The sequence below is a fragment of the Acinetobacter sp. YH12126 genome (assembly GCF_013418745.1).
In the GTDB taxonomy this organism is placed as follows: domain Bacteria; phylum Pseudomonadota; class Gammaproteobacteria; order Pseudomonadales; family Moraxellaceae; genus Acinetobacter; species Acinetobacter amyesii.
The window spans coordinates 52060-71265 of the sequence record NZ_VPBM01000019.1 but is presented as its reverse complement, the minus strand read 5'-3'; the positions used below and the strand labels follow the sequence as shown (position 1 = coordinate 71265).

General features: G+C 41.1%; 19 protein-coding genes. 16 read left to right on the top strand and 3 right to left on the bottom strand.

Annotated features, from left to right (window positions below):
• Positions 1 to 124: 124 nt before the first annotated feature.
• Positions 125 to 3961, bottom strand: coding sequence for a phosphoribosylformylglycinamidine synthase (gene purL, locus FTU62_RS13520; RefSeq protein WP_180102940.1), 3837 nt, complete (start codon positions 3959 to 3961; stop codon positions 125 to 127).
• Positions 3962 to 4348: 387 nt separating this feature from the next.
• Positions 4349 to 5383 (bottom strand): M20/M25/M40 family metallo-hydrolase, encoded by a 1035-nt coding sequence (locus tag FTU62_RS13515; protein WP_373886369.1) that lies wholly within the window; start codon positions 5381 to 5383, stop codon positions 4349 to 4351.
• Between the two features lie 212 nt (positions 5384 to 5595).
• Between FTU62_RS13515 and FTU62_RS13510 the strand changes: the two genes are divergently transcribed.
• From FTU62_RS13510 to pal, 11 genes are all read left to right on the top strand, one after another.
• The gene (locus tag FTU62_RS13510; RefSeq protein WP_180102938.1) at positions 5596 to 6936 is read left to right on the top strand and encodes a deoxyguanosinetriphosphate triphosphohydrolase; all 1341 of its coding nucleotides are present in this window, start codon (positions 5596 to 5598) and stop codon (positions 6934 to 6936) included.
• Positions 6937 to 7065: 129 nt separating this feature from the next.
• Positions 7066 to 7668: a Holliday junction branch migration protein RuvA gene (gene ruvA / locus FTU62_RS13505; protein ID WP_180102937.1), complete on the top strand. Its 603-nt coding sequence runs from the start codon at positions 7066 to 7068 to the stop codon at positions 7666 to 7668.
• Between the two features lie 244 nt (positions 7669 to 7912).
• The gene (gene ruvB, locus FTU62_RS13500) at positions 7913 to 8920 is read left to right on the top strand and encodes a Holliday junction branch migration DNA helicase RuvB (protein WP_111883949.1); all 1008 of its coding nucleotides are present in this window, start codon (positions 7913 to 7915) and stop codon (positions 8918 to 8920) included.
• 97 nt (positions 8921 to 9017) lie between these two features.
• Positions 9018 to 9665 (top strand): hypothetical protein, encoded by a 648-nt coding sequence (locus tag FTU62_RS13495; protein WP_180102936.1) that lies wholly within the window; start codon positions 9018 to 9020, stop codon positions 9663 to 9665.
• Between the two features lie 24 nt (positions 9666 to 9689).
• Complete coding sequence (locus FTU62_RS17490; protein ID WP_257223222.1) at positions 9690 to 9815, top strand: hypothetical protein; 126 nt, start codon at positions 9690 to 9692, stop codon at positions 9813 to 9815.
• 66 nt (positions 9816 to 9881) lie between these two features.
• Positions 9882 to 10289 carry a tol-pal system-associated acyl-CoA thioesterase gene (ybgC, locus tag FTU62_RS13490; protein WP_078190367.1) on the top strand — a complete coding sequence of 136 codons (408 nt, stop codon included), beginning with the start codon at positions 9882 to 9884 and terminating at the stop codon, positions 10287 to 10289.
• 27 nt (positions 10290 to 10316) lie between these two features.
• Positions 10317 to 11015 carry a protein TolQ gene (tolQ, locus tag FTU62_RS13485; RefSeq protein WP_078192037.1) on the top strand — a complete coding sequence of 233 codons (699 nt, stop codon included), beginning with the start codon at positions 10317 to 10319 and terminating at the stop codon, positions 11013 to 11015.
• Complete coding sequence (gene tolR / locus FTU62_RS13480; RefSeq protein ID WP_180102935.1) at positions 11015 to 11464, top strand: protein TolR; 450 nt, start codon at positions 11015 to 11017, stop codon at positions 11462 to 11464. Before tolQ ends, tolR begins: the two co-directional genes overlap by 1 nt.
• A 3-nt stretch (positions 11465 to 11467) precedes the next feature.
• Positions 11468 to 12868 carry a cell envelope integrity protein TolA gene (gene tolA, locus FTU62_RS13475; RefSeq protein WP_180102934.1) on the top strand — a complete coding sequence of 467 codons (1401 nt, stop codon included), beginning with the start codon at positions 11468 to 11470 and terminating at the stop codon, positions 12866 to 12868.
• 444 nt (positions 12869 to 13312) lie between these two features.
• A complete protein-coding gene (gene tolB / locus FTU62_RS13470) occupies positions 13313 to 14596 on the top strand; it encodes a Tol-Pal system beta propeller repeat protein TolB (protein ID WP_180102950.1) in 1284 nt (427 codons plus the stop codon).
• Positions 14597 to 14664: 68 nt separating this feature from the next.
• Complete coding sequence (pal, locus tag FTU62_RS13465; RefSeq protein ID WP_168378062.1) at positions 14665 to 15234, top strand: peptidoglycan-associated lipoprotein Pal; 570 nt, start codon at positions 14665 to 14667, stop codon at positions 15232 to 15234.
• A gap of 253 nt (positions 15235 to 15487) precedes the next feature.
• Here pal and FTU62_RS13460 read toward each other — a convergent pair whose 3' ends face one another.
• Positions 15488 to 15685: an NF038105 family protein gene (locus FTU62_RS13460; RefSeq protein ID WP_078190373.1), complete on the bottom strand. Its 198-nt coding sequence runs from the start codon at positions 15683 to 15685 to the stop codon at positions 15488 to 15490.
• Between the two features lie 184 nt (positions 15686 to 15869).
• On the opposite strand from FTU62_RS13460, the gene FTU62_RS13455 reads away from it, so the two are divergent.
• The 5 genes from FTU62_RS13455 to FTU62_RS13435 all read left to right on the top strand — a co-directional run bounded on the left by FTU62_RS13455 (position 15870) and on the right by FTU62_RS13435 (position 19159).
• Positions 15870 to 16844: a class 1 fructose-bisphosphatase gene (locus FTU62_RS13455; protein ID WP_078192041.1), complete on the top strand. Its 975-nt coding sequence runs from the start codon at positions 15870 to 15872 to the stop codon at positions 16842 to 16844.
• Positions 16845 to 16896: 52 nt separating this feature from the next.
• Complete coding sequence (locus FTU62_RS13450) at positions 16897 to 17673, top strand: RNA methyltransferase (protein WP_078192042.1); 777 nt, start codon at positions 16897 to 16899, stop codon at positions 17671 to 17673.
• A 160-nt stretch (positions 17674 to 17833) separates the two neighbouring features.
• On the top strand, positions 17834 to 18448 hold the full coding sequence (locus tag FTU62_RS13445) for an RNA polymerase sigma factor (protein ID WP_111883945.1): 615 nt from the start codon (positions 17834 to 17836) through the stop codon (positions 18446 to 18448).
• Positions 18445 to 18765, top strand: coding sequence for a hypothetical protein (locus FTU62_RS13440; RefSeq protein ID WP_078190377.1), 321 nt, complete (start codon positions 18445 to 18447; stop codon positions 18763 to 18765). Before FTU62_RS13445 ends, FTU62_RS13440 begins: the two co-directional genes overlap by 4 nt.
• Positions 18755 to 19159: a DUF3106 domain-containing protein gene (locus FTU62_RS13435; RefSeq protein WP_078192044.1), complete on the top strand. Its 405-nt coding sequence runs from the start codon at positions 18755 to 18757 to the stop codon at positions 19157 to 19159. The genes FTU62_RS13440 and FTU62_RS13435 overlap by 11 nt, the downstream gene beginning before the upstream one ends.
• Positions 19160 to 19206: the final 47 nt, after the last annotated feature.

Below are 19206 nucleotides of genomic sequence, written 5' to 3'. Positions count from 1 at the left end.
AAATCGAAAGCGATTATATGTGTAAAAATAAGCATTCACAATAATTAATATATCTTTTGGTAAATTTTAAACATAAAAAAAGCCACCCGAAGGCGGCTCTTTTCTATTATTCATCTATCTAAGATTAACCAATAAATTTACGTGCATTACGGAACATACGTAACCAAGCACCGTCTTGATCCCAATCTTCTGGTTTCCAAGAATGCTGAATCGCACGGAAGTTACGTTCAGGGTGCGGCATCATAATCGTTGCACGACCGTCTTTAGACGTTACACCTGAAATCGCTTCTGGCGAACCATTCGGGTTCATTGGGTAATGCTGCGTTGGGTTGCCTTGGCTGTCTACATAACGCAAGATCACTTGATCGCCTGCATTCAATGCTGCAATGTTTTCCGCGCTAGCAACTACACGGCCTTCACCATGTGCTACAGCGATAGGAAGAATCGAACCTTCCATACCTTCTAACAATACAGAGTTCGATTTTTCAACGCGTACGTTGACAGCACGTGCTTCAAACATCTCTGAAGTATTGCGGTGGAAACGAGGCCAAGCTTCTGCACCCGGAATTAATGGTGCAAGCTGAGACAGCATTTGACAGCCGTTACAAATACCTAGAGAGAAAGTTTCATCACGGTTGAAGAATTTCTCAAATTGGTCACGAAGTTTCGGGTTAAACAATACAGATTTAGCCCAACCGCCGCCTGCACCCAATACGTCACCGTAAGAGAAACCGCCACATGCAACTAAACCTTCAAAGTCATCAAGACTGATACGGCCAGCAAGCAAGTCGCTCATGTGTACGTCTACAGTGTTGAAGCCGACTTTATCGAATGCAGCAGCCATTTCTACATGACCGTTTACACCCTGTTCACGCAGAATCACCATGTTTGGACGGCGTTCATTGATGTACGGTGCTTCGATAGGCTCGTTCAAATCAAATGTTGGTTTTGCAATTAAACCTGCATGTGATTTGTCAGCAATCAGCGCATATTCTTGATCCGCAGTTTCTACGTTGTCACGTAAACGTTGGATTTGATGTGACACTTCTGTCCATGCTTGCTGTAATTCAGCACGGTCTAAGCACAAACCATTTACAGTTAAAATATCTGTATCATTTACAGTACCTACAACCGCAATTGCATCTTTAAGGCTAGACGCTGCAACTTCAGCTTCTAAGGCAGCCCAATCCGCTTTGCTGATTTGAAGTACTGCACCAATTTCTTCTGCAAACAAGCTTGCAGTAGATTGATCTTCAAGTGCTACACCTAGGCGTGAAGCAAACATCATTTCTGCAACAGTTGCCAGCAGACCGCCATCACCGATGTCATGGTAAGCCTTGATTAGACCACGGTTGTTCCAGTCTTGAACCAATGCAAAGAATGCTTTGAAGTCATCGAAGCTGTCTACGTCAGGTGTTACAGAACCAATTGCTTTATAAACCTGAGCAAGGATCGAACCGCCAAGACGGAATTGACCTTTAGACAAATCAATACGTACCAGTACAGACTCGATATTTTTCAATTCAGGTGTCAATGTTTTGCGAACATCAGTCACAGGTGCAAATGCAGTGATCACGCCTGACATTGGAGAAGTTACAGATTTATCGATGCCTTCGTCATTCCACGTTGTACGCATAGACAATGAGTCTTTACCTACTGGAATTGCAATACCTAGTGCAGGACACATTTCCATACCGATGGCTTTAACACCTTCGAATAATGCTTGGTCTTCACCCGGTTGACCTGCTGCAGCCATCCAGTTTGCAGACAATTTAATGTCGCTGATCTGGTCGATTTTTGCAGACATGATGTTTGAAATGGATTCTGCTACAGATAAACGTGCAGAAGCAGCAGGATTCAACAACGCAACTGGTGGACGCTCACCCATTGCCATCGCTTCACCTGTATAACCAACAAGGCTAGTCGTTGTTACTGCAGCATCCGCTACAGGCACTTGCCAACGACCTACAAACTGATCACGTGCAACCATACCTGTAATCGAACGGTCACCAATGGTGATTAAGAACGATTTAGATGCAACAGTTGGATTCTTAAGAACGCGGTAAATTGCATCTTTTAGATCAGTCACTTTAGACGCATCAAAGTCATCGCCTTTGCGTTCAATCGTTTCGTATGAACGGCTCATGCGCGGTGTGCCGCCAAGCATCACTTGCATTGGCATATCCACAGCTTTGTTGCCGAATAATGGATCTTCAACAGTCAAATGACGCGCTTCAGTCGCTTCACCTAGTACGGCGAATGGACAGCGTTCACGTGCACATAGTGATTCAAAGAGTTCTAAAGATGATGGACGGATTGCCAATACATAGCGTTCTTGCGCTTCATTCGACCAGATCTCCATCGGAGACATGCCTTTTTCAAGCGATGGAATTTTACGCAGATCAAGTACCGCACCTAACTCGTGATCGTTCACAAGTTCAGGCATGGCATTTGAGATACCGCCCGCGCCTACGTCATGTACAGACACGATGGGGTTATGATCTTCCATGCGCCAGCACGCATCGATGACTTCTTGGCAACGGCGTTCCATTTCTGGGTTTTCACGTTGTACAGAAGCGAAATCTAGGTTTTCACCCAACTTACCGCTGTCTACAGAAGACGCTGCACCGCCACCTAAGCCGATGAGCATTGCAGGACCACCCAGTACGATGAGTAAATCGCCTGGTTGAATCGCATCTTTTTCTACATGGTCAGGACGGATGTTACCGTAACCGCCGGCAATCATAATTGGCTTATGGAAGCCTTTTACATCGCCATTGACATTTTGTTCAAATGTACGGAAGTAACCGTTTAACGCAGGACGACCAAATTCGTTGTTAAAGGCTGCACCGCCCAATGGGCCTTCAATCATAATTTGAAGTGGAGATGCCATACGAGATGGTTTGCCGTAGTTTTCTTCCCAAGGCTGTTCAAAGCCTGGAATATTCAAGTTAGAAACAGTGAAACCTGTTAAACCTGCTTTTGGCTTACCACCACGACCTGTTGCGCCTTCGTCACGGATTTCACCGCCCGAACCTGTTGCTGCACCAGCAAATGGTGCAATCGCTGTCGGATGGTTATGTGTTTCCACTTTCATCAAGATGTGAGCGGCTTGGCTCTTGTATTTATAAACGTGGTGACCTGTTTCAGCGTCTTGTTTTGGATAAAAACGCTGTGTGTCAAAACCAACAATTACAGAAGCGTTGTCTTTATATGCCGACAATACATCTGTAGGTGATTCTTTATAGGTGTTTTTAATCATTTGGAACAATGACAATGGTTGAACTTCACCATCAATTGTCCATTCAGAACCGAAAATTTTGTGACGGCAATGCTCTGAGTTCGCTTGGGCAAACATCATCAATTCGATGTCATGCGGGTTACGGCCAAGCTTGTTAAACGCCGCAACTAAATAATCAATTTCTTCGTCAGATAGTGCAAAACCAAACTCAGAGTTTGCTTTCACTAAAGCGTCTTTGCCTTGACCTAAAATATCAATTGCATTTAGCGGCTTTGGTTCAGTTTCAGAGAAAAGTGCCGCAGCATCTTCAATAGCATTGAAAACACTTTCGGTCATGCGATCATGTAATGCTAGTTTTACTTCATCAGAAACAGCATTTACGCCCTTCAAAGTAAACAAAACACCGCGTTCAAGGCGATGAACCGGTGTATTACAGTTGGCAAAAATGTCTGTTGCCTTAGACGACCACGGAGAGATGGTTCCAACACGTGGCGTCACTAAAATTTGGACTTCGTCACTTGCTGCTTGGTGCAATTCAAAAGATTGACCATCGTTGAGAAGCTGTAAAGCGGATTGCTGTTGTTGCTCGTTGAGCGCTTGGTCAAAAAGGTAAACCCATTGACTTTCAATTGATTGAACAGAACTAATTGACGTTAAACGTGATAATAGTTGAGTTTTCTTAAATGAAGAATGTGCAGGTGCACCGGCAACGATAAACATGCTGATTTTGGCTCCACGGGATGATCGAAAAGACCATGCCACAATGTGACTTGAGAGAGCGCATATTCTACTGTGTATTAGTTAAATCAGCTAGATGTGAAAGTGAAATTGTAGTGCTTATATCGGGAAGTTTAGGCAATAATGCTTTTATTTTTAAATAATAAAATTGAATTTAGTCGCACAGATTAACACAAAATTATCTGATTTTTTCATTTCATCCTAAGAATAATATTCAAACTATAAAAATGTTTTATTTTTCAACAACAACTCACTTTTTAATCAAGCGTTCAAACCATATTTGAAAATGAATTTCAGGTCTAAATGTGTGAGATTTAAACCTGAAATTCATAAAGACTAAAATCAATTCACATTTGAAATTGAAACATTTTATTTATTCAAATCTGACAATAGATGTTGAATAACATTAAGGGCTAAGTTCAGTGAGTTTACATCTACACCATCAATCGTATCGCAAGCCTTGTGGTAGCACGGTGCAAATTCTAGTTCATCACCTTTCATTTGCTCATTAAATAAAATTAGTGAAGTAACGGGAACTTTCCCTAAAAATGGCAAAGTATCGCTTGCTGTTAAAGTCGTTACATCATCTTTAATCTGCATATTATTGGTTTTAAAATATTGACGCATACTTTGTTCTAATGCAGCATCCTGCGGGTGCTTAGGTAATTGACTCATGCTGTCTAAGATTGGCTGATAATCACTTTGTGCAAGTCCATTGGCTTTAAACTGTGCCGCCATTTCTGTAATTGATGAATGGTCACCATCGGCAATCATGATATTCGGATTCTTTGTTCCCACCATATCAACATTGATATAGGCTTGAATGCCTTGAAGCTGTTTCTCACTGAGTGATTTCACAAAAGCTTGTGAACCTGCAATACCAACCTCTTCCGAATCCCAAAAGGCAAGATATAGTGTGTGTTTAGGTTTTACCTTTTGCTTCGCATAGTCTTGTAATAATGCTAACAATACTGCAACGCCTGAAGCATTATCATTAATCCCAGGCCCCATTTTCACCGAATCATAGTGCGCGCCGACAAGCACAGCGGTATCTTTGGATTGCCCTTCAATCTCAATCACAATATTTTGCCCAACGGTCTTTTCTCGATTTTCAAATGGCAACATTTGCGCGTGCAAGCCTGCTTTCTTGGCTTGTTCAAGAATATATTGTGCAGAAGCCAATCCACCTGCTGTACCTACTGCACGATTGCCACCATTTTGTTCCGCAATTTCTTCAAATGTTTGTAAATGATGCATCATGCTATTTTCTGATGCAGCAACATTTTGGTTTGGCTGCACTTTCGTTATATTTTTTTCTGTATTGAAACTTGTACAACCTGACAAAAAAAATGTCACGCCCAAACTTAGTGCAGTCAAAGTAGGAAGAAATTGTTTTCTATACATTTAAATTATTCTCATTGAAAATTAAAAAATGGGATAAAAGGTAAAATTTGCCCATCTATACTAACAGCCCATTTTTAAATTTCTGTTTTGTTTTGCATTTCATTAAGGCAAATCACTCATACATCTTTTAAGACAAGTTGTGTCGCCCCACACTAGTGCTTTTCTGCTAAGTTTGGCATTATTCAATTCAAGTAATAATTGAATAATGATAAATGACTCAAATGCGTTGGCTTGAACTTCTTTCTACAGTTCGTATTGGTAGCAATAAACACAGTTCTGAACAGGCACGTAGCCCCTTCCACAAAGACTATGACCGCATTATATTTTCGCAAAGCTTTCGACAATTAAACCGCAAGACCCAAGTCCATCCCCTCACCCAACACGATGGTATTCATACTCGCCTGACTCACTCTTTAGAAGTGTCTTGTATTGGACGTTCATTGGGGATGCTGGCGGCTGAAAAAATTAAAGATGAACTCCCGATGTGGATTTCACCTGCCGATGTCGGTGCAATTATTCAAGCTGCGTGCTTGGCACACGATATTGGTAATCCACCTTTTGGCCATGCAGGCGAATATGCCATTCGAGAATGGTTTGATGACGCATCGCATACCAACTTTTTACAGGACTTAAGCCCTGAAGAAGAAGCCGATGTGCGTCAGTTTGAAGGTAATGCACAAGGCTTACGTTTACTGACTAAAATTGACTATCACCCGAATGATGGTGGTATGCGTTTAACCTATGCAACGTTGGGTGCATATTTAAAATACCCGTGGCTATCAAAAACCATTGCATCGCAAGGCAATAAACCTGCGAGTCAACGTGCAAAGTTTGGTTGTTATCAAGCAGAAAAAGAAATCTTGCAGCAAATTGCAGAACAATTGGGTTTAATTCAACTGGGCGAATATCACTATTGCCGTCATCCATTGACCTATTTGCTTGAAGCCGCAGATGATATGTGCTATGCCCTGATTGATTTGGAAGATGGCATTATTCTCAATATGTTGAGTTATAATGAAGTTGAGCCAATTTTCCTTGACCTGATTGGTGATTATGGTATTCCTGCCGAACTTGCAATGACGGATACCACATGGCAGCAGAAAATTGCCGCTTTGCGTGGCCGTGTGATGAAGCGTTTGGTTGAAGAAGTAACTACAGCTTTTGCACGTCATCATAATGAAATTTTGTCTGGTCAACTTAAAGGCAGTTTATTGCAATATTGCAGTGAAGATATTGAAATCGGGATTAACCGTGCCAAAGAACTGGCTCGTGATAAAATCTTTGAACATCCGCATAAGGCAGGTTTGGAAATTATTGCACACCAAAGTTTGCAAAATATTTTGGATGCCTTTATTCCACTGACCACGCCCAATAAAACTTTGAGCTTTAAAGAGCAACGATTGATGTCTATTTTACATCGTTCAGGAGCACATTTTGGTATGTCGCATTATGACAATATTATGCAAGTACTCGATATCATCTCTAAGTTTTCAGACCATCAAGCCTATAATTTAGCGCAAGAGTTACAAGGGAATAAAGTTGGTTTCTTTTAAACCATTAAAAATATCGAAGGCTAGCAATTCACTATCCTTCACGCTAATCTCACAACAAACTTGGACATGTGGGGAATGCCCACAGTGAACTTAAATATAGTCTGAACTTAAATAAAGTGAATAAATGACATGATCGGATGTTTAATTGGTGAAGTGCTGGCATTGGAAGCACCAACAGTATTACTCAATGTAAATGGTGTGGGCTATGAAATTGACACCCCACTTTCAACATTTTGCCAACTACAAAAAGGTCAAAAAGTTACGCTTTGGACACATCTTGCAGTTCGTGAAGATGCACAACTGCTTTATGGTTTTAGTAACCCACAAGAAAAATTAATTTTCCGCACGTTACTTAAAGTAAATGGTGTTGGGCCTAAAATGGCGCTTGGCATTCTTTCAACGTTAAGTGTTGAAATGCTGATTCACACGGTTGAACATGAAGATGTAAACACCTTAGTCAAAGTTCCGGGTGTAGGTAAAAAAACCGCTGAACGCCTCATGATTGAGTTACGTGATCGCTTTAAAGCCATGGCTTCAGGCACGGCACCAACGAATTCAACTGTTGAACAAATTCAATTTACGGGCAACTCTGCCGTAGCCGAAGCTGAGGCGGCCTTACAATCATTAGGTTACAAACCAATTGAAGCACAAAAATTAGTGAATGCTGCCAAAGGTGACTTTACTGAAGCCAGCGACATTATCCGTGCTGCATTAAAGTCGATGAATAAATAATTTTTAGTTTCTAATGAGCACTGCATCCTTTGCCTTTTAGAGCTATAGACAGTATGTGAATCACGCAGGCGACAAGGATGTCGCCGTTAAACTGTGCTACAAGGACGTAGCATCAGTTTAACAAATGGGTTTTGTCACTTTTGCCCAGTCAAAAGTGAGAATCGCCTATACAATGGCATTTAAAGTTCAATCGCTTTTTGAGGCTGTGATTCTTCCACAACGATATAGAGATTAGTTAATAATTATGCAAGACCGTCTTATCAGTGGTTCAGAAAAACCCGAAGACCACTTCGACCGTGCCATTCGCCCAACATCCCTTGATGACTACATCGGGCAGCCTGTCGTCCGTGAACAAATGGAAATCTTTATCGGTGCTGCGCGTGGCCGTGAAGAAGCACTCGATCACACCTTAATTTTTGGCCCTCCGGGTTTAGGTAAAACCACACTGGCCAATATTATTGCCCGTGAAATGGGTGGCAACTTAAAATCAACATCAGGCCCTGTCCTTGAGCGTGCAGGCGATTTAGCTGCGATGCTAACCAACCTCGAAGAAGGTGATGTATTATTTATTGATGAGATCCATCGACTTTCACCGGTCATCGAGGAAATTCTCTATCCAGCGATGGAGGATTACCAACTGGATATCATGATTGGTGAAGGACCAGCTGCCCGTTCTATCAAGCTCGACTTACCTGCATTTACATTAGTTGCAGCAACCACACGTGCGGGACTACTCACCTCACCTTTACGTGATCGTTTCGGGATTGTGCAACGTTTAGAGTTCTATTCCGTAAAAGATCTGACTCATATTGTGACTCGTTCAGCAAACTTAATGGATGTACCGATTACTGAAGATGGCGCACTGGAAGTTGCACGTCGTGCACGTGGTACGCCACGTATTGCCAACCGTTTATTACGCCGTGTTCGAGATTATGCCCAAGTCAAAGGTACAGGCGAAGTGACCCAAGAAATGGCGCAACGTGCTTTAGATATGTTGAATGTCGATAAAGATGGTTTAGACACTTTAGACCGTCGTTACCTTTCAATGTTATTGGAACGTTTTGACGGCGGCCCTGCAGGTGTTGAAGCTTTGGCTGCAGCTATGGCTGAAGATTCAGGCACATTAGAAGATGTGATTGAACCGTATTTAATTCAACAAGGTTATGTTATGCGTACTGCACGTGGGCGTATTGCCACCAATATGGCGTATTTGCAATTTGGTATGACACCGCCTGAGCCTAAAGATAAATAGCTGATTATTCACCAAACGACTTCAGGGAGTTAAATTCTCCCTGAATGTTTATTTAAATTTTTAAATAAATTCAATCCACTACAAACAGCAAACTAAAATGATAAATCTTGAGAATAGAATAATTAACAAAATTAATAGCGAATACATTCAAAACCTTCCATTAGACAGTGCCATTGAACACATTCCCAGAGAACAACCCATCAGTTCATTTAGCCCTAAACAAATGAGTGATTTTGAAAGCTTATTCCACACCGAATACAATTATTTTATCACTGTCGAATGTGAAAACATTCTTAGCAAAGAAACCATAGAAGTAAGTGAAGATAATATCTTAACTATTAAACAATCGCCTTCTGCATATCGTATAAAAAACCTGAGCTTCAACTATACTTCTGCCCTCATTTTTATTGGGACGTACTATCACGACGACGTACAAGTTTTGGTCAAGGAAAACTTTAAGCCAGCAAAAATTAATACATTTTATTTCAGCCTCTCATTCTTTGCTTTAGTCATACTTGTTTATGTGTTTTTCTGGATAGATCTAGCTAATAAACTTTTACTTATGTTAGTTATTGGCCTTGGCTTTTGCTGCTTAACGTATATGTATGAATCTTTAAAGGCATTACTCCCAAAGCAACAGAAAAAGAAAATGGAAGAAACTCACTTTCATATTGCGGGATATTTAGCAGCTCATCTACAGGATTTTGTCGATGCAAAATTTAAATTAGATGAACAAACAAATTAAAAGTAGTCTCTTTTTTAACCAATAATGACAACTACGAAAGTTAAAGATTTACGTGAGTTGAAACCTTGTGCCATTGGACTGATGACTCACGGTGCTAAACTGCCCGTCATTGAAGCACTTGACGAATCATTGAATTATCGCCATTTTTAAATGCTCTAATTCTTTGCTGAAGTGCAGACCAATATTTTTCAGATTTTATAAAGACGGAACACTCTCATGGCGAATAAATTCGAATTCAACATTCGTGTATATATTGAAGATACAGATGCAGGTGGCATTGTTTACCACGCAAATCATATTCGCTTTATGGAACGTACCCGCACAGAATGGCTGCGCGCTTCAGGTGTAGACCATTATTGGCATCAAAAAGATTACAACTTTGTAGTTCATAAAATTAATGTGAAATATTCACGCCCTATATTAATGGATGACCTGATTACTGTTACAGCAAGTGTAGTTTCATGTAAGGCTACGTCATTTGTGTTGCAACAAAATATTTATCGTGGTGATATTATGCTGGCATCAGGTGAGGTAGAATTGGCATGTATCAGTGCAGAGATGAAACCCCGTCGCCTTCCTGATGAAATACGTGAACTGATTCTGAAAGAATTGGAACAAGATTAAAAAAATTATTTGGCACATGTAGTAACTATGGCAACTCAACTAGAATCAACACTCAAAGTTTCAGACCTCATCTTACAAGCAAGTCCTGTTGTACAACTGGTAATGCTCCTGCTGCTCTTAGCTTCGTTATTCAGTTGGTATCTGATTGCCAAGTTACACATGAGTTATAAAAAAGCGCAGGCTGACGATGAACATTTCCAAAAAATATTTTGGTCTGGCGCCGAACTCAATACTTTATACAACAATGCTCAGCTCAACTCGAAACGTGTTGGCCTTGAAGATGTTTTCTATCAAGGTTTAGGCGAGTTTTTCAAACTTAAAAAACGTAATGCCAGCGCAGAACAATCCATTGAAGGTACAGAACGTATTCTTCGTGTGGGTTTAAGCCGTGACCAAGGACATTTAGAAAATGGTTTAGGCGCGCTTGCTAGTATTGGCTCGGTTGCACCCTATGTCGGTTTATTCGGTACTGTTTGGGGCATTATGAACGCCTTTATTGGTTTAGCAGATGTTGACCAAGTCACCCTTGCTACGGTTGCTCCTGGTATTGCAGAGGCATTGATTGCAACGGCAATTGGTCTTTTTGCAGCGATTCCTGCTGTACTTGCATTTAACCATTTCACAGCCAAAGGTGAAGCCGTTTATAACGATCGTGCACTTTTTGCCGAAGAAATGGTTGCGTTATTGCAACGCCAGTCTGTAGGTTCAACTCAGGACAATGACTAATGGCTATTCAACGTTCTGGACGCTTTGAGCGTATCAAAAAACCATTAAAAAGTGACATGAACGTCGTACCTTATATTGATGTCATGTTAGTTCTTTTAGTGATTTTCATGGTCACTGCACCTATGATCACCACAGGTGTCAAAGTCGACTTACCACAGGCGAATGGCACGCCTATGCAAGCGGAAGATCGCCCTGCGATTGTTACACTTGAGGCGGATGGTACGATCAAACTCGAAGATAAAAATCATCAAAATGATGTACTCACACTCGATGAACTAAAATCTGTTTTAACCGTTTCACAAAATGAAGCGAACGAACAGAAAAAGCAAATGAGTGTCCTAATTAACGGCAGTGAATCTCGTCCTTATGGTGAAGTCATGAAACTCATGTCTGCCCTTCAAGATGCAGGTTTAACACAAGTAGGTTTACTGACTGAGCCATTAAAATAATTTATGAAAGATTTCAACAAGCCGCCTTTTAAACAAAAAGCCGTTGCGATTGGTTTCACACTAGGTGTGCATATCGTCGCTGTGGTTGGCTTACTTTATCTTGGCATGAGTAAACCACCTGAGCCCCCTAAAAAAATAACCACTGTTTTGGTAAAACCGGAAGATTTAAAACCTGTAACACGTGAAGTCACTGAGTTTGATGAAACCGCGCATGAAAATGTAGCTGAACAAATCACGCAAACAGCAGAACCTAGCGTTGAACCAGCACCCGAGATTCCAACGGCTGCACCACCTAAGCCAGCAGAACCACCTAAGGCAGATCCACAGATTGCTGCTCAACAGGCACTCACTGCGGCAAAAGCACAACAACTTGCTGAACAAAAAGCTGCGGACAATGCAAAGCGTGCTCAAGAACAAGCTAAAGCGGCTGAAGCTGCAAAACTAAAAGCACAACAAGAAGCCCAAGCGGATGCGGCCAAGGCAAAAGCAAACGCAGATGCTACGGCGAAAGCCAATGCTGAAGCAGCAAAACGTAAAGCAGATGCTGATGCCAAAGCCAAGGCTGAAAAAATCCGTGCCGATGCTTTAAGAAAAGCAGAAGCTGACAAAGCCAAAGCTGCAGCAACGGCAAAAGCCAATGCAGATGCAAAAGCCAAGGCCAATGCGGATGCTGCAAAACGTAAAGCAGATGCTGATGCGAAAGCCAAGGCCAATGCAGAAGCTGCAAAACGTAAAGCAGATGTTGATGCAAAAGCTAAGGCCAATGCAGAAGCTGCAAAACGTAAAGCAGACGCCGATGCAAAAGCTAAAGCCAATGCGGAAGCTGCAAAACGTAAAGCAGATGCTGATGCCAAAGCTAAGGCCAATGCGGAAGCTGCAAAACGTAAAGCAGATGCTGATGCGAAAGCCAAGGCCAATGCAGAAGCTGCAAAACGTAAAGCAGATGCTGATGCGAAAGCCAAGGCCAATGCAGAAGCTGCAAAACGTAAAGCAGATGCCGATGCAAAAGCCAAGGCAGATGCAAAGGCTAAAGCCGATGCCGAAGCACGCGAACGTGCAGCCGAAGAAGCCAAAGCTTCATCAGCTAAAAAAGCAGCTGAAGAAGCCGCACAGAAAAAGGCTGAAGCGAAGAAGATTGCATCTACTGCAAAGAAAGATTTTGAAAATAAAATCCGTCGTGCATGGGACACACCTTCTGACTCTGCGGGTAAATCGGCAACTGCTCGGGTGACATTATCAGAAAGTGGTTCAGTCCGATCAGTTATTGTGAACTCTAGTGACCCTGATATGAAAGCCAGTATTGAAGCCGCGGTTCGTGCTGCAGCACCGTACCCAATGCCAAGCGACCCTGATGCTAGACGTGAAGCACAAAGCTTTACCTCTACATTTAGATCTTCAAATTAAGTTTGATAAATCCCTGCATTGATTGCGGGGATTTTTTTATATTTCTTCTGAATATGGCAAACTTTGGAAAATTTATTGATTAGATGGGTTCATTCACTGATTTTTTGAATGAAACAAATTCTATTTGGTCGACACTTTTCATAAAATGACATATATATAAGTTTTACTAACTCAGCCTAATCAAGAGCTACTTATTTCTTCTAAACATTTGATTCAAAAATTAAATTTCAACTATATAGAATTATCATTTCCAATTCAAAATGTGATGTTGTCTGCACCAATTTTAAGATAAACTTCAGTGAACTCGAATAAAATCTCTGCATTTTTCACAGTGTTATAACAGTTCAGTCATATTTTCATGCTTTTAATAATCCAAAATCATGCCATTATGTGACACAACCAAATACAGACAATAACTCACATTTTTAGAGTAATTAGCGAATGATGGAAATGACGCGTAAACATCTTCTTTGCTTAGCCGTATTCACTGCTTTGAGCCCAGTTTTAGTGACTCAAACGCATGCGCAGCTTCACCTCGAAATCACTAAAGCTCCTGAAGAAGCACCTAAAATTGCGATCGTGCCTTTTAGTAATGACTCAAATATTTATCCAGTGGTTGAAAATGACTTGAACCGCTCAGGTAAATTTACCAGTGCCTCTAAAAACTTACCTGCAACTGCAACAATAAATTCACCTAATGCAGAAGCATGGAAAGCTGCGGGCGTACCCTATGTCGTGACAGGTACATCAAAAACAACGGCTGATGGCTCTTATGAAATTCACTACCAACTGTATGATGTTGAAAAAAAACAATACCTGTTAAATGAACTACTCACTGTACCTGCTTCACGTTACCGTCAAGCAGCGCATATGATCAGTGATGCGATCTATCAAGCTTTAACTGGCATTCCAGGTGACTTCAGCGGCCGTATTGCCTATGTATTGCGTAATGCAGCAACACCAGATCAGCGCTATACCCTACAAATTGCAGATACAGATGGTGAACAACCCCGTACGATTTTGACTTCACGAGATCCAATCCTTTCCCCTGCGTGGACGCCTGATGCGAAAAAGCTAGCCTATGTTTCTTTTGAAACCAAGCGCCCTGCAATTTACATCCAAGACTTAGCAAGTGGTAACCGTGAAAAAGTAGCAAGTTTCCGTGGTCTAAATGGTGCACCAAGCTTCTCACCTGATGGTAAATCGATGTTGTTTACCGCTTCAATGCATGGCAATCCTGAAATCTATCAAATGGATTTACAGACTCGCCAATTAAAACGCATGACCAATGACACAGCGATTGATACAGAAGCACGTTATGCCCCTGACGGTAAATCATTTATTTTTACCTCTGACCGTGGTGGCTCTCCACAAATTTATACCTACAACTTAAGTGCTGAAAGTGTAAAACGTTTAACTTTCCGTGGCGCTTTCAATGCACGTGGTACGTTAAGTTCGGACGGTAAAAAATTAGCTTTGGTACATCGTCCTAGCGGTAGTAACTATAAAGTTGCGGTTCAAGACATTGGTTCTGGTGTAACCAATATTTTAACGCCAACTAGTTTAGATGAATCCCCAAGCTTCTCACCAAATGGTCAAATGGTCGTGTATGCAACACGTGAAGCAAACCGTGGTTTGCTCTCGATCATGTCTTTAGATGGTCGTTTCCGCATGAACTTACCAAGTGAACAAGGTGAAGTTCGTGAGCCAGCTTGGGCACCGAAATAAACACTGCATGATTTATTCAACAATAACTTTTTAATGAAACATCATAAATAACCGTCATGGAGATCAATATGAAAGCAATGAAACTGATTGCGCTACCTGTTTTAGCTACAGCATTAGTAATGACTGGTTGTGCCAGCCGTAAACCTGCAGCAGATGTACAAGCAGGACAAAACCCAAATGGCTCAACCACTGTAAACACTTCAGGCTTAAGTGAAGATGCAGCACTCAATGCACAAAACCTTGCAGGTGCATCATCGAAAGGTGTAACTGAAGCGAATAAAGCATTTTTAGCGAAGCGCGTAGTACACTTTGACTACGACAGTACCGAGCTTAGCAATGAAGACTTACAAACCCTTCAAGCTCATGCTCAGTTCCTTGTTGCTAATGCAAACTCACGCGTAGCTTTAACAGGTCACACCGATGAACGTGGTACTCGTGAATACAACATGGCACTTGGTGAACGTCGTGCCAAAGCTGTTGAAAGCTTCCTGATTACAACAGGTGTAAGCCCTAACCAGCTTGAAGCAGTCAGCTATGGTAAAGAAATGCCAATCAATGCGGGTCATGATGAAAATGCATGGAAAGAAAACCGCCGCGTAGAAATTAACTACGAAGCTGTTCCTCCGCTACTTAAATAAGACTTGAAAAAGTCTGAGCTAAAAAAAAGCACTCATTAATGAGTGCTTTTTTGATTTAACCCGTATCATTTAATTTATATCGTTTCATTTGCAACGTTCTGTCCTTAACTCATTTTAGCCCTTTAACTCAGGATAAATTCAGTTAGCGGCTTTAGAACTTTAAGAAAATACCAATTAAAAATACAAATAAACGACTTTTAAAACGAGATCCTTAGCTTTACCAACTAGAAAATTAGCTTAATAATCCAAATCATTATGCTTCTGCTTCTGGATGTTCAGCATTTTCTTTTTCTGTTTGCATCGACTCAATGAGATCATGTTTATTGAACTTTTTATACTCTGCTTTTGCTTCGTAACTGCTCCAAGCAGCTTTTACGGTATCCGCAGAAATATCGTCTAAATTCAATCCCTCAGTTGCAGTCGGAGTCGCATCAAATTTTTGTGTGGTCATTGTTGTGCTCCCTGTCTTTCGATTTATACATTAGATTCAACATAGCATGTTATTCAGGACTTGCAAGGGTAAAATCACGACAAATAGTCTAGTTTAATTTTTCTTTTCCATCGTTCTCATCTAAAATGTTGCACAATCACATTTTTATCATTTTTGATAAATTAATATTTGGAGTTTTCCGGTTATGTCAAATCTCACCCTTTCCCAATTTCTACAACAACAAAGTGGTAATCTTACTCCTGCATTAGCACAAGTTATTGAAACAATTGGTAATACATGCAAAGACATCGACCTTCTTTTACAAAAAGGTGCTTTGGCTGGTGTATTGGGTAGCGCGCAACACGAAAACGTTCAAGGTGAAGAACAAAAGAAACTTGATGTCATTTCAAATGATTACCTCATCGATGCATTAAAAGTTCATCCACATGTTGGTGGTTTGGCTTCTGAAGAATTAGATGAATTCACGCCAGCTCAAGAAAATGGCGATTATCTTGTCTTATTTGACCCATTAGATGGTTCAAGCAACATCGATATCAACATGTGTGTCGGCACAATTTTCTCAATTCTTCCTGCAAAAAATGCGGTAACGCAAGCTGAAGATTTCATGCAAGCGGGTGTTAACCAAGCGGCTGCAGGTTATGTACTGTATGGCCCATCAACAATGATGGCTCTAACTGTCGGTGCTGGCGTAGTATTCTTTACTTTTGATCCAGAAAGCAAAGAATTCTTATTAACTAAAGATGCGATTGCGGTTGCAGCAGACACTAAAGAATATGCAATTAATGCATCGAACCAACGTCACTGGGAAGAACCTGTAAAACGTTATATCGACGAACTTCTTGCAGGTAAAACTGGCCCGCGTGAAAAAGACTTCAATATGCGTTGGGTCGCATGCATGGTGGGTGATATTCATCGTATTCTTTGCCGTAGCGGTATCTTCATGTATCCATACGACTTCAAAGATCCGAAAAAAGCAGGCCGTCTACGTTTAATGTACGAAGCAAACCCAATGAGTATGTTGATGGAACAAGCTGGCGGTGCTTCTACAACAGGCCGTGTCCGCATTCTAGACATCCAACCAACAGAACTTCATCAACGTGTTCCTGTGATTATTGGTTCTAAAAACGAAGTTGACCTAGTTACTTCATACCATAATTAATTTCTAATAACGAAAGTCAGTATTTTTGCTGACTTTCGTGGATATCTCCCTCATGGCTCTGATTTATCTCGAATCAAAAGACAACCCGAAAATTAAGCACCTCCGTGGCTTAATCGAACAAAATGCCTACCGTAAAAAACAAGGTCAAACTGTTTTGGAAGGCACACACTTGGTGTTGTCATGGTTAGACTCAAAACGTCCAATCAAATCGATTTTCACCACTGAACAAGCAATTAATCATGCCGACTTCGACCGCATTGCGGAACAATATCAAGGTGCGGTGTTCATTCTAAGTGAATCTTTATACAAAGATATCAGTACACTTGGAACATCTATTGCTTGCTTAGCGATTGTGGATTTACCAAGTTCAAGTGAAGCGCTTAACTTCAGTGAAGACACCTTAATTTTAGACAACATTCAAGACCCTGGTAATGTAGGTACCCTACTCCGTTCTGCTGCCGCAGCGGGTATTGAGCAAGTCGTTTGTACCAAAGGCTCTGCATCACTCTGGTCACCGCGTGTATTACGCGCAGGTATGGGCGCACATTTTTCATTAAATACCTTTGAAAATATTGCCCTTGAAGATATTTTGACGAAATTCAAAATTCCAGTGTATGCAACAAGCTCACATCAGTCTGAAAACCTATATAGCAAAAATTTGCGCAAACAATGTGTGTGGATTTTAGGCAATGAAGGTCAAGGTGTTTCTGAGTATGCATTACAACATGCAGAAGCTGTAGCGATTCCTCAACCGGGTGGTCAAGAATCACTAAACGTAGCCATTGCTGGCTCGATCTGTTTTTTTGAAATGGTACGTCAGCGTCAGTAAAATCGTTATTTTATTGTATTTAGCGCTTAAGCCTGAAAAAAATAGACTACACTAGAAAAAATAATAATTCTTTTTGTCAACCTAACCGTTATTTCCATCGTTATTTGTATATGAATATGGAAATAATGGTGGGTATCCGATGACAGGATTTTCCATCTCTATGGATTTAGCACCCAAAAAGTCCGAGACGCAAGACAGCAGTGTTTTAAAAAGCACGGCTGAGTCTCGCCTGAAAAACTTCATGAATGAAGTGACGGGGCGTGCTTTAGTAATGATGGAAAGTGCAACGCACGGTCAACATGGCATTGCCATGGACTTGGTGCAAGAAGCCTTTATTTCCTTACATAAAGCTTATGCTGAAAAGTCCACAGAGGAATGGTATCCCCTGTTTTACACCATTTTAAATAACAAGCTGCAAGACTGGCGTCGAAAAGAAGCACGTCGTTCGCAGCCGTTTTCCTTATTTAGAAAAGTCAGCCTAGATGACGACGATGTCGAAATACAGGATGTTGTAGATGAATCTACACCAAACCCTTTCGACTTTCTGGATCAGGCTGTCACTGCAGAGGAAATACAAGATGCTATCGCAGAACTTCCAGTCCGCCAGCAACAAGCATTTATGTTGCGAGCTTGGGAAGGTTTTGATACGCATACAACTGCAGAAATTATGAATTGTTCCGAAGGCAGTGTGAAAACACATTACCACCGTGCCATTCAAGGTTTACGTACCGCTTTGGCACATTTGAATCCACATATGGGAGGATCATCCGAATGAAACAAGATGATTTCTTAAAGCAAGTAACTTCCAAACTTGATGGACTCGCACAGCACCATAAAGACAAAGCAACTGTCATGAATAACGTGCTTGAAGATATTCATCAGCGCGAAACTTCTCGTTATGGTTTCTGGAAAATGTCTGGCTTTGCACTTGCAGCAGCAATTGCAGGTTTTGTCATTTTACCGAATGCGACTGTACTGGATGACAAACCACAAAATCAGGTGATTTCAACCCCTAAGCTCTCCCCTCAAATGGTGGAAGATCTTGAAATGTTGATGGTTCTGGGTGAGGACAAAGTTCCACATGGCAGCTAAAAAATTAGCAATTGCATTCTGTGCTTTTAGTTTTTTGCAAACCAGTTTTGCTGGCTTTGATCGCTTTTGGATTTTTTCAAAAGATGCAGATACTCAAGTTAATGAAACTTGGGATTCGCTATCTGAAGCAGAACAACAGGCTTTAATTAAAAAGTATCAGGCACTCAAAGAGATTCCTGCAGATCAACGTGTCAGCTTGCAACAGCGCATGGATTGGTTCACCCAACTTCCGGACAGTGAAAAGCAGCGTATGCGCGAAACATGGCAAAAAATGAGTACTTTAGAACGTAAAGAACTCGCGACACGTATGCAAAAAGCTAGTCCTGATGAACGACCTGCTATTCGCGATGAGTATATCAACAAATATTTACAGCCTATCGCTGTCGCTCACTAATCAAAAACAACAGTATGTTGTGATAATCAAATCAATTACATTAGTTA

Excerpts from the sequence above, each read along its gene's own strand:
- purL (WP_180102940.1), bottom strand. The coding sequence starts at position 3,961 with ATGTTTATCGTTGCCGGTGCACCTGCACATTCTTCATTTAAGAAAACT.
- FTU62_RS13515 (WP_373886369.1), bottom strand. The coding sequence starts at position 5,383 with ATGTATAGAAAACAATTTCTTCCTACTTTGACTGCACTAAGTTTGGGC.
- FTU62_RS13510 (WP_180102938.1), top strand. The coding sequence starts at position 5,596 with ATGACTCAAATGCGTTGGCTTGAACTTCTTTCTACAGTTCGTATTGGT.
- ruvA (WP_180102937.1), top strand. The coding sequence starts at position 7,066 with ATGATCGGATGTTTAATTGGTGAAGTGCTGGCATTGGAAGCACCAACA.
- ruvB (WP_111883949.1), top strand. The coding sequence starts at position 7,913 with ATGCAAGACCGTCTTATCAGTGGTTCAGAAAAACCCGAAGACCACTTC.
- FTU62_RS13495 (WP_180102936.1), top strand. The coding sequence starts at position 9,018 with ATGATAAATCTTGAGAATAGAATAATTAACAAAATTAATAGCGAATAC.
- FTU62_RS17490 (WP_257223222.1), top strand. The coding sequence starts at position 9,690 with ATGACAACTACGAAAGTTAAAGATTTACGTGAGTTGAAACCTTGTGCC.
- ybgC (WP_078190367.1), top strand. The coding sequence starts at position 9,882 with ATGGCGAATAAATTCGAATTCAACATTCGTGTATATATTGAAGATACA.
- tolQ (WP_078192037.1), top strand. The coding sequence starts at position 10,317 with ATGGCAACTCAACTAGAATCAACACTCAAAGTTTCAGACCTCATCTTA.
- tolR (WP_180102935.1), top strand. The coding sequence starts at position 11,015 with ATGGCTATTCAACGTTCTGGACGCTTTGAGCGTATCAAAAAACCATTA.
- tolA (WP_180102934.1), top strand. The coding sequence starts at position 11,468 with ATGAAAGATTTCAACAAGCCGCCTTTTAAACAAAAAGCCGTTGCGATT.
- tolB (WP_180102950.1), top strand. The coding sequence starts at position 13,313 with ATGGAAATGACGCGTAAACATCTTCTTTGCTTAGCCGTATTCACTGCT.
- pal (WP_168378062.1), top strand. The coding sequence starts at position 14,665 with ATGAAAGCAATGAAACTGATTGCGCTACCTGTTTTAGCTACAGCATTA.
- FTU62_RS13460 (WP_078190373.1), bottom strand. The coding sequence starts at position 15,685 with ATGACCACACAAAAATTTGATGCGACTCCGACTGCAACTGAGGGATTG.
- FTU62_RS13455 (WP_078192041.1), top strand. The coding sequence starts at position 15,870 with ATGTCAAATCTCACCCTTTCCCAATTTCTACAACAACAAAGTGGTAAT.
- FTU62_RS13450 (WP_078192042.1), top strand. The coding sequence starts at position 16,897 with ATGGCTCTGATTTATCTCGAATCAAAAGACAACCCGAAAATTAAGCAC.
- FTU62_RS13445 (WP_111883945.1), top strand. The coding sequence starts at position 17,834 with ATGGATTTAGCACCCAAAAAGTCCGAGACGCAAGACAGCAGTGTTTTA.
- FTU62_RS13440 (WP_078190377.1), top strand. The coding sequence starts at position 18,445 with ATGAAACAAGATGATTTCTTAAAGCAAGTAACTTCCAAACTTGATGGA.
- FTU62_RS13435 (WP_078192044.1), top strand. The coding sequence starts at position 18,755 with ATGGCAGCTAAAAAATTAGCAATTGCATTCTGTGCTTTTAGTTTTTTG.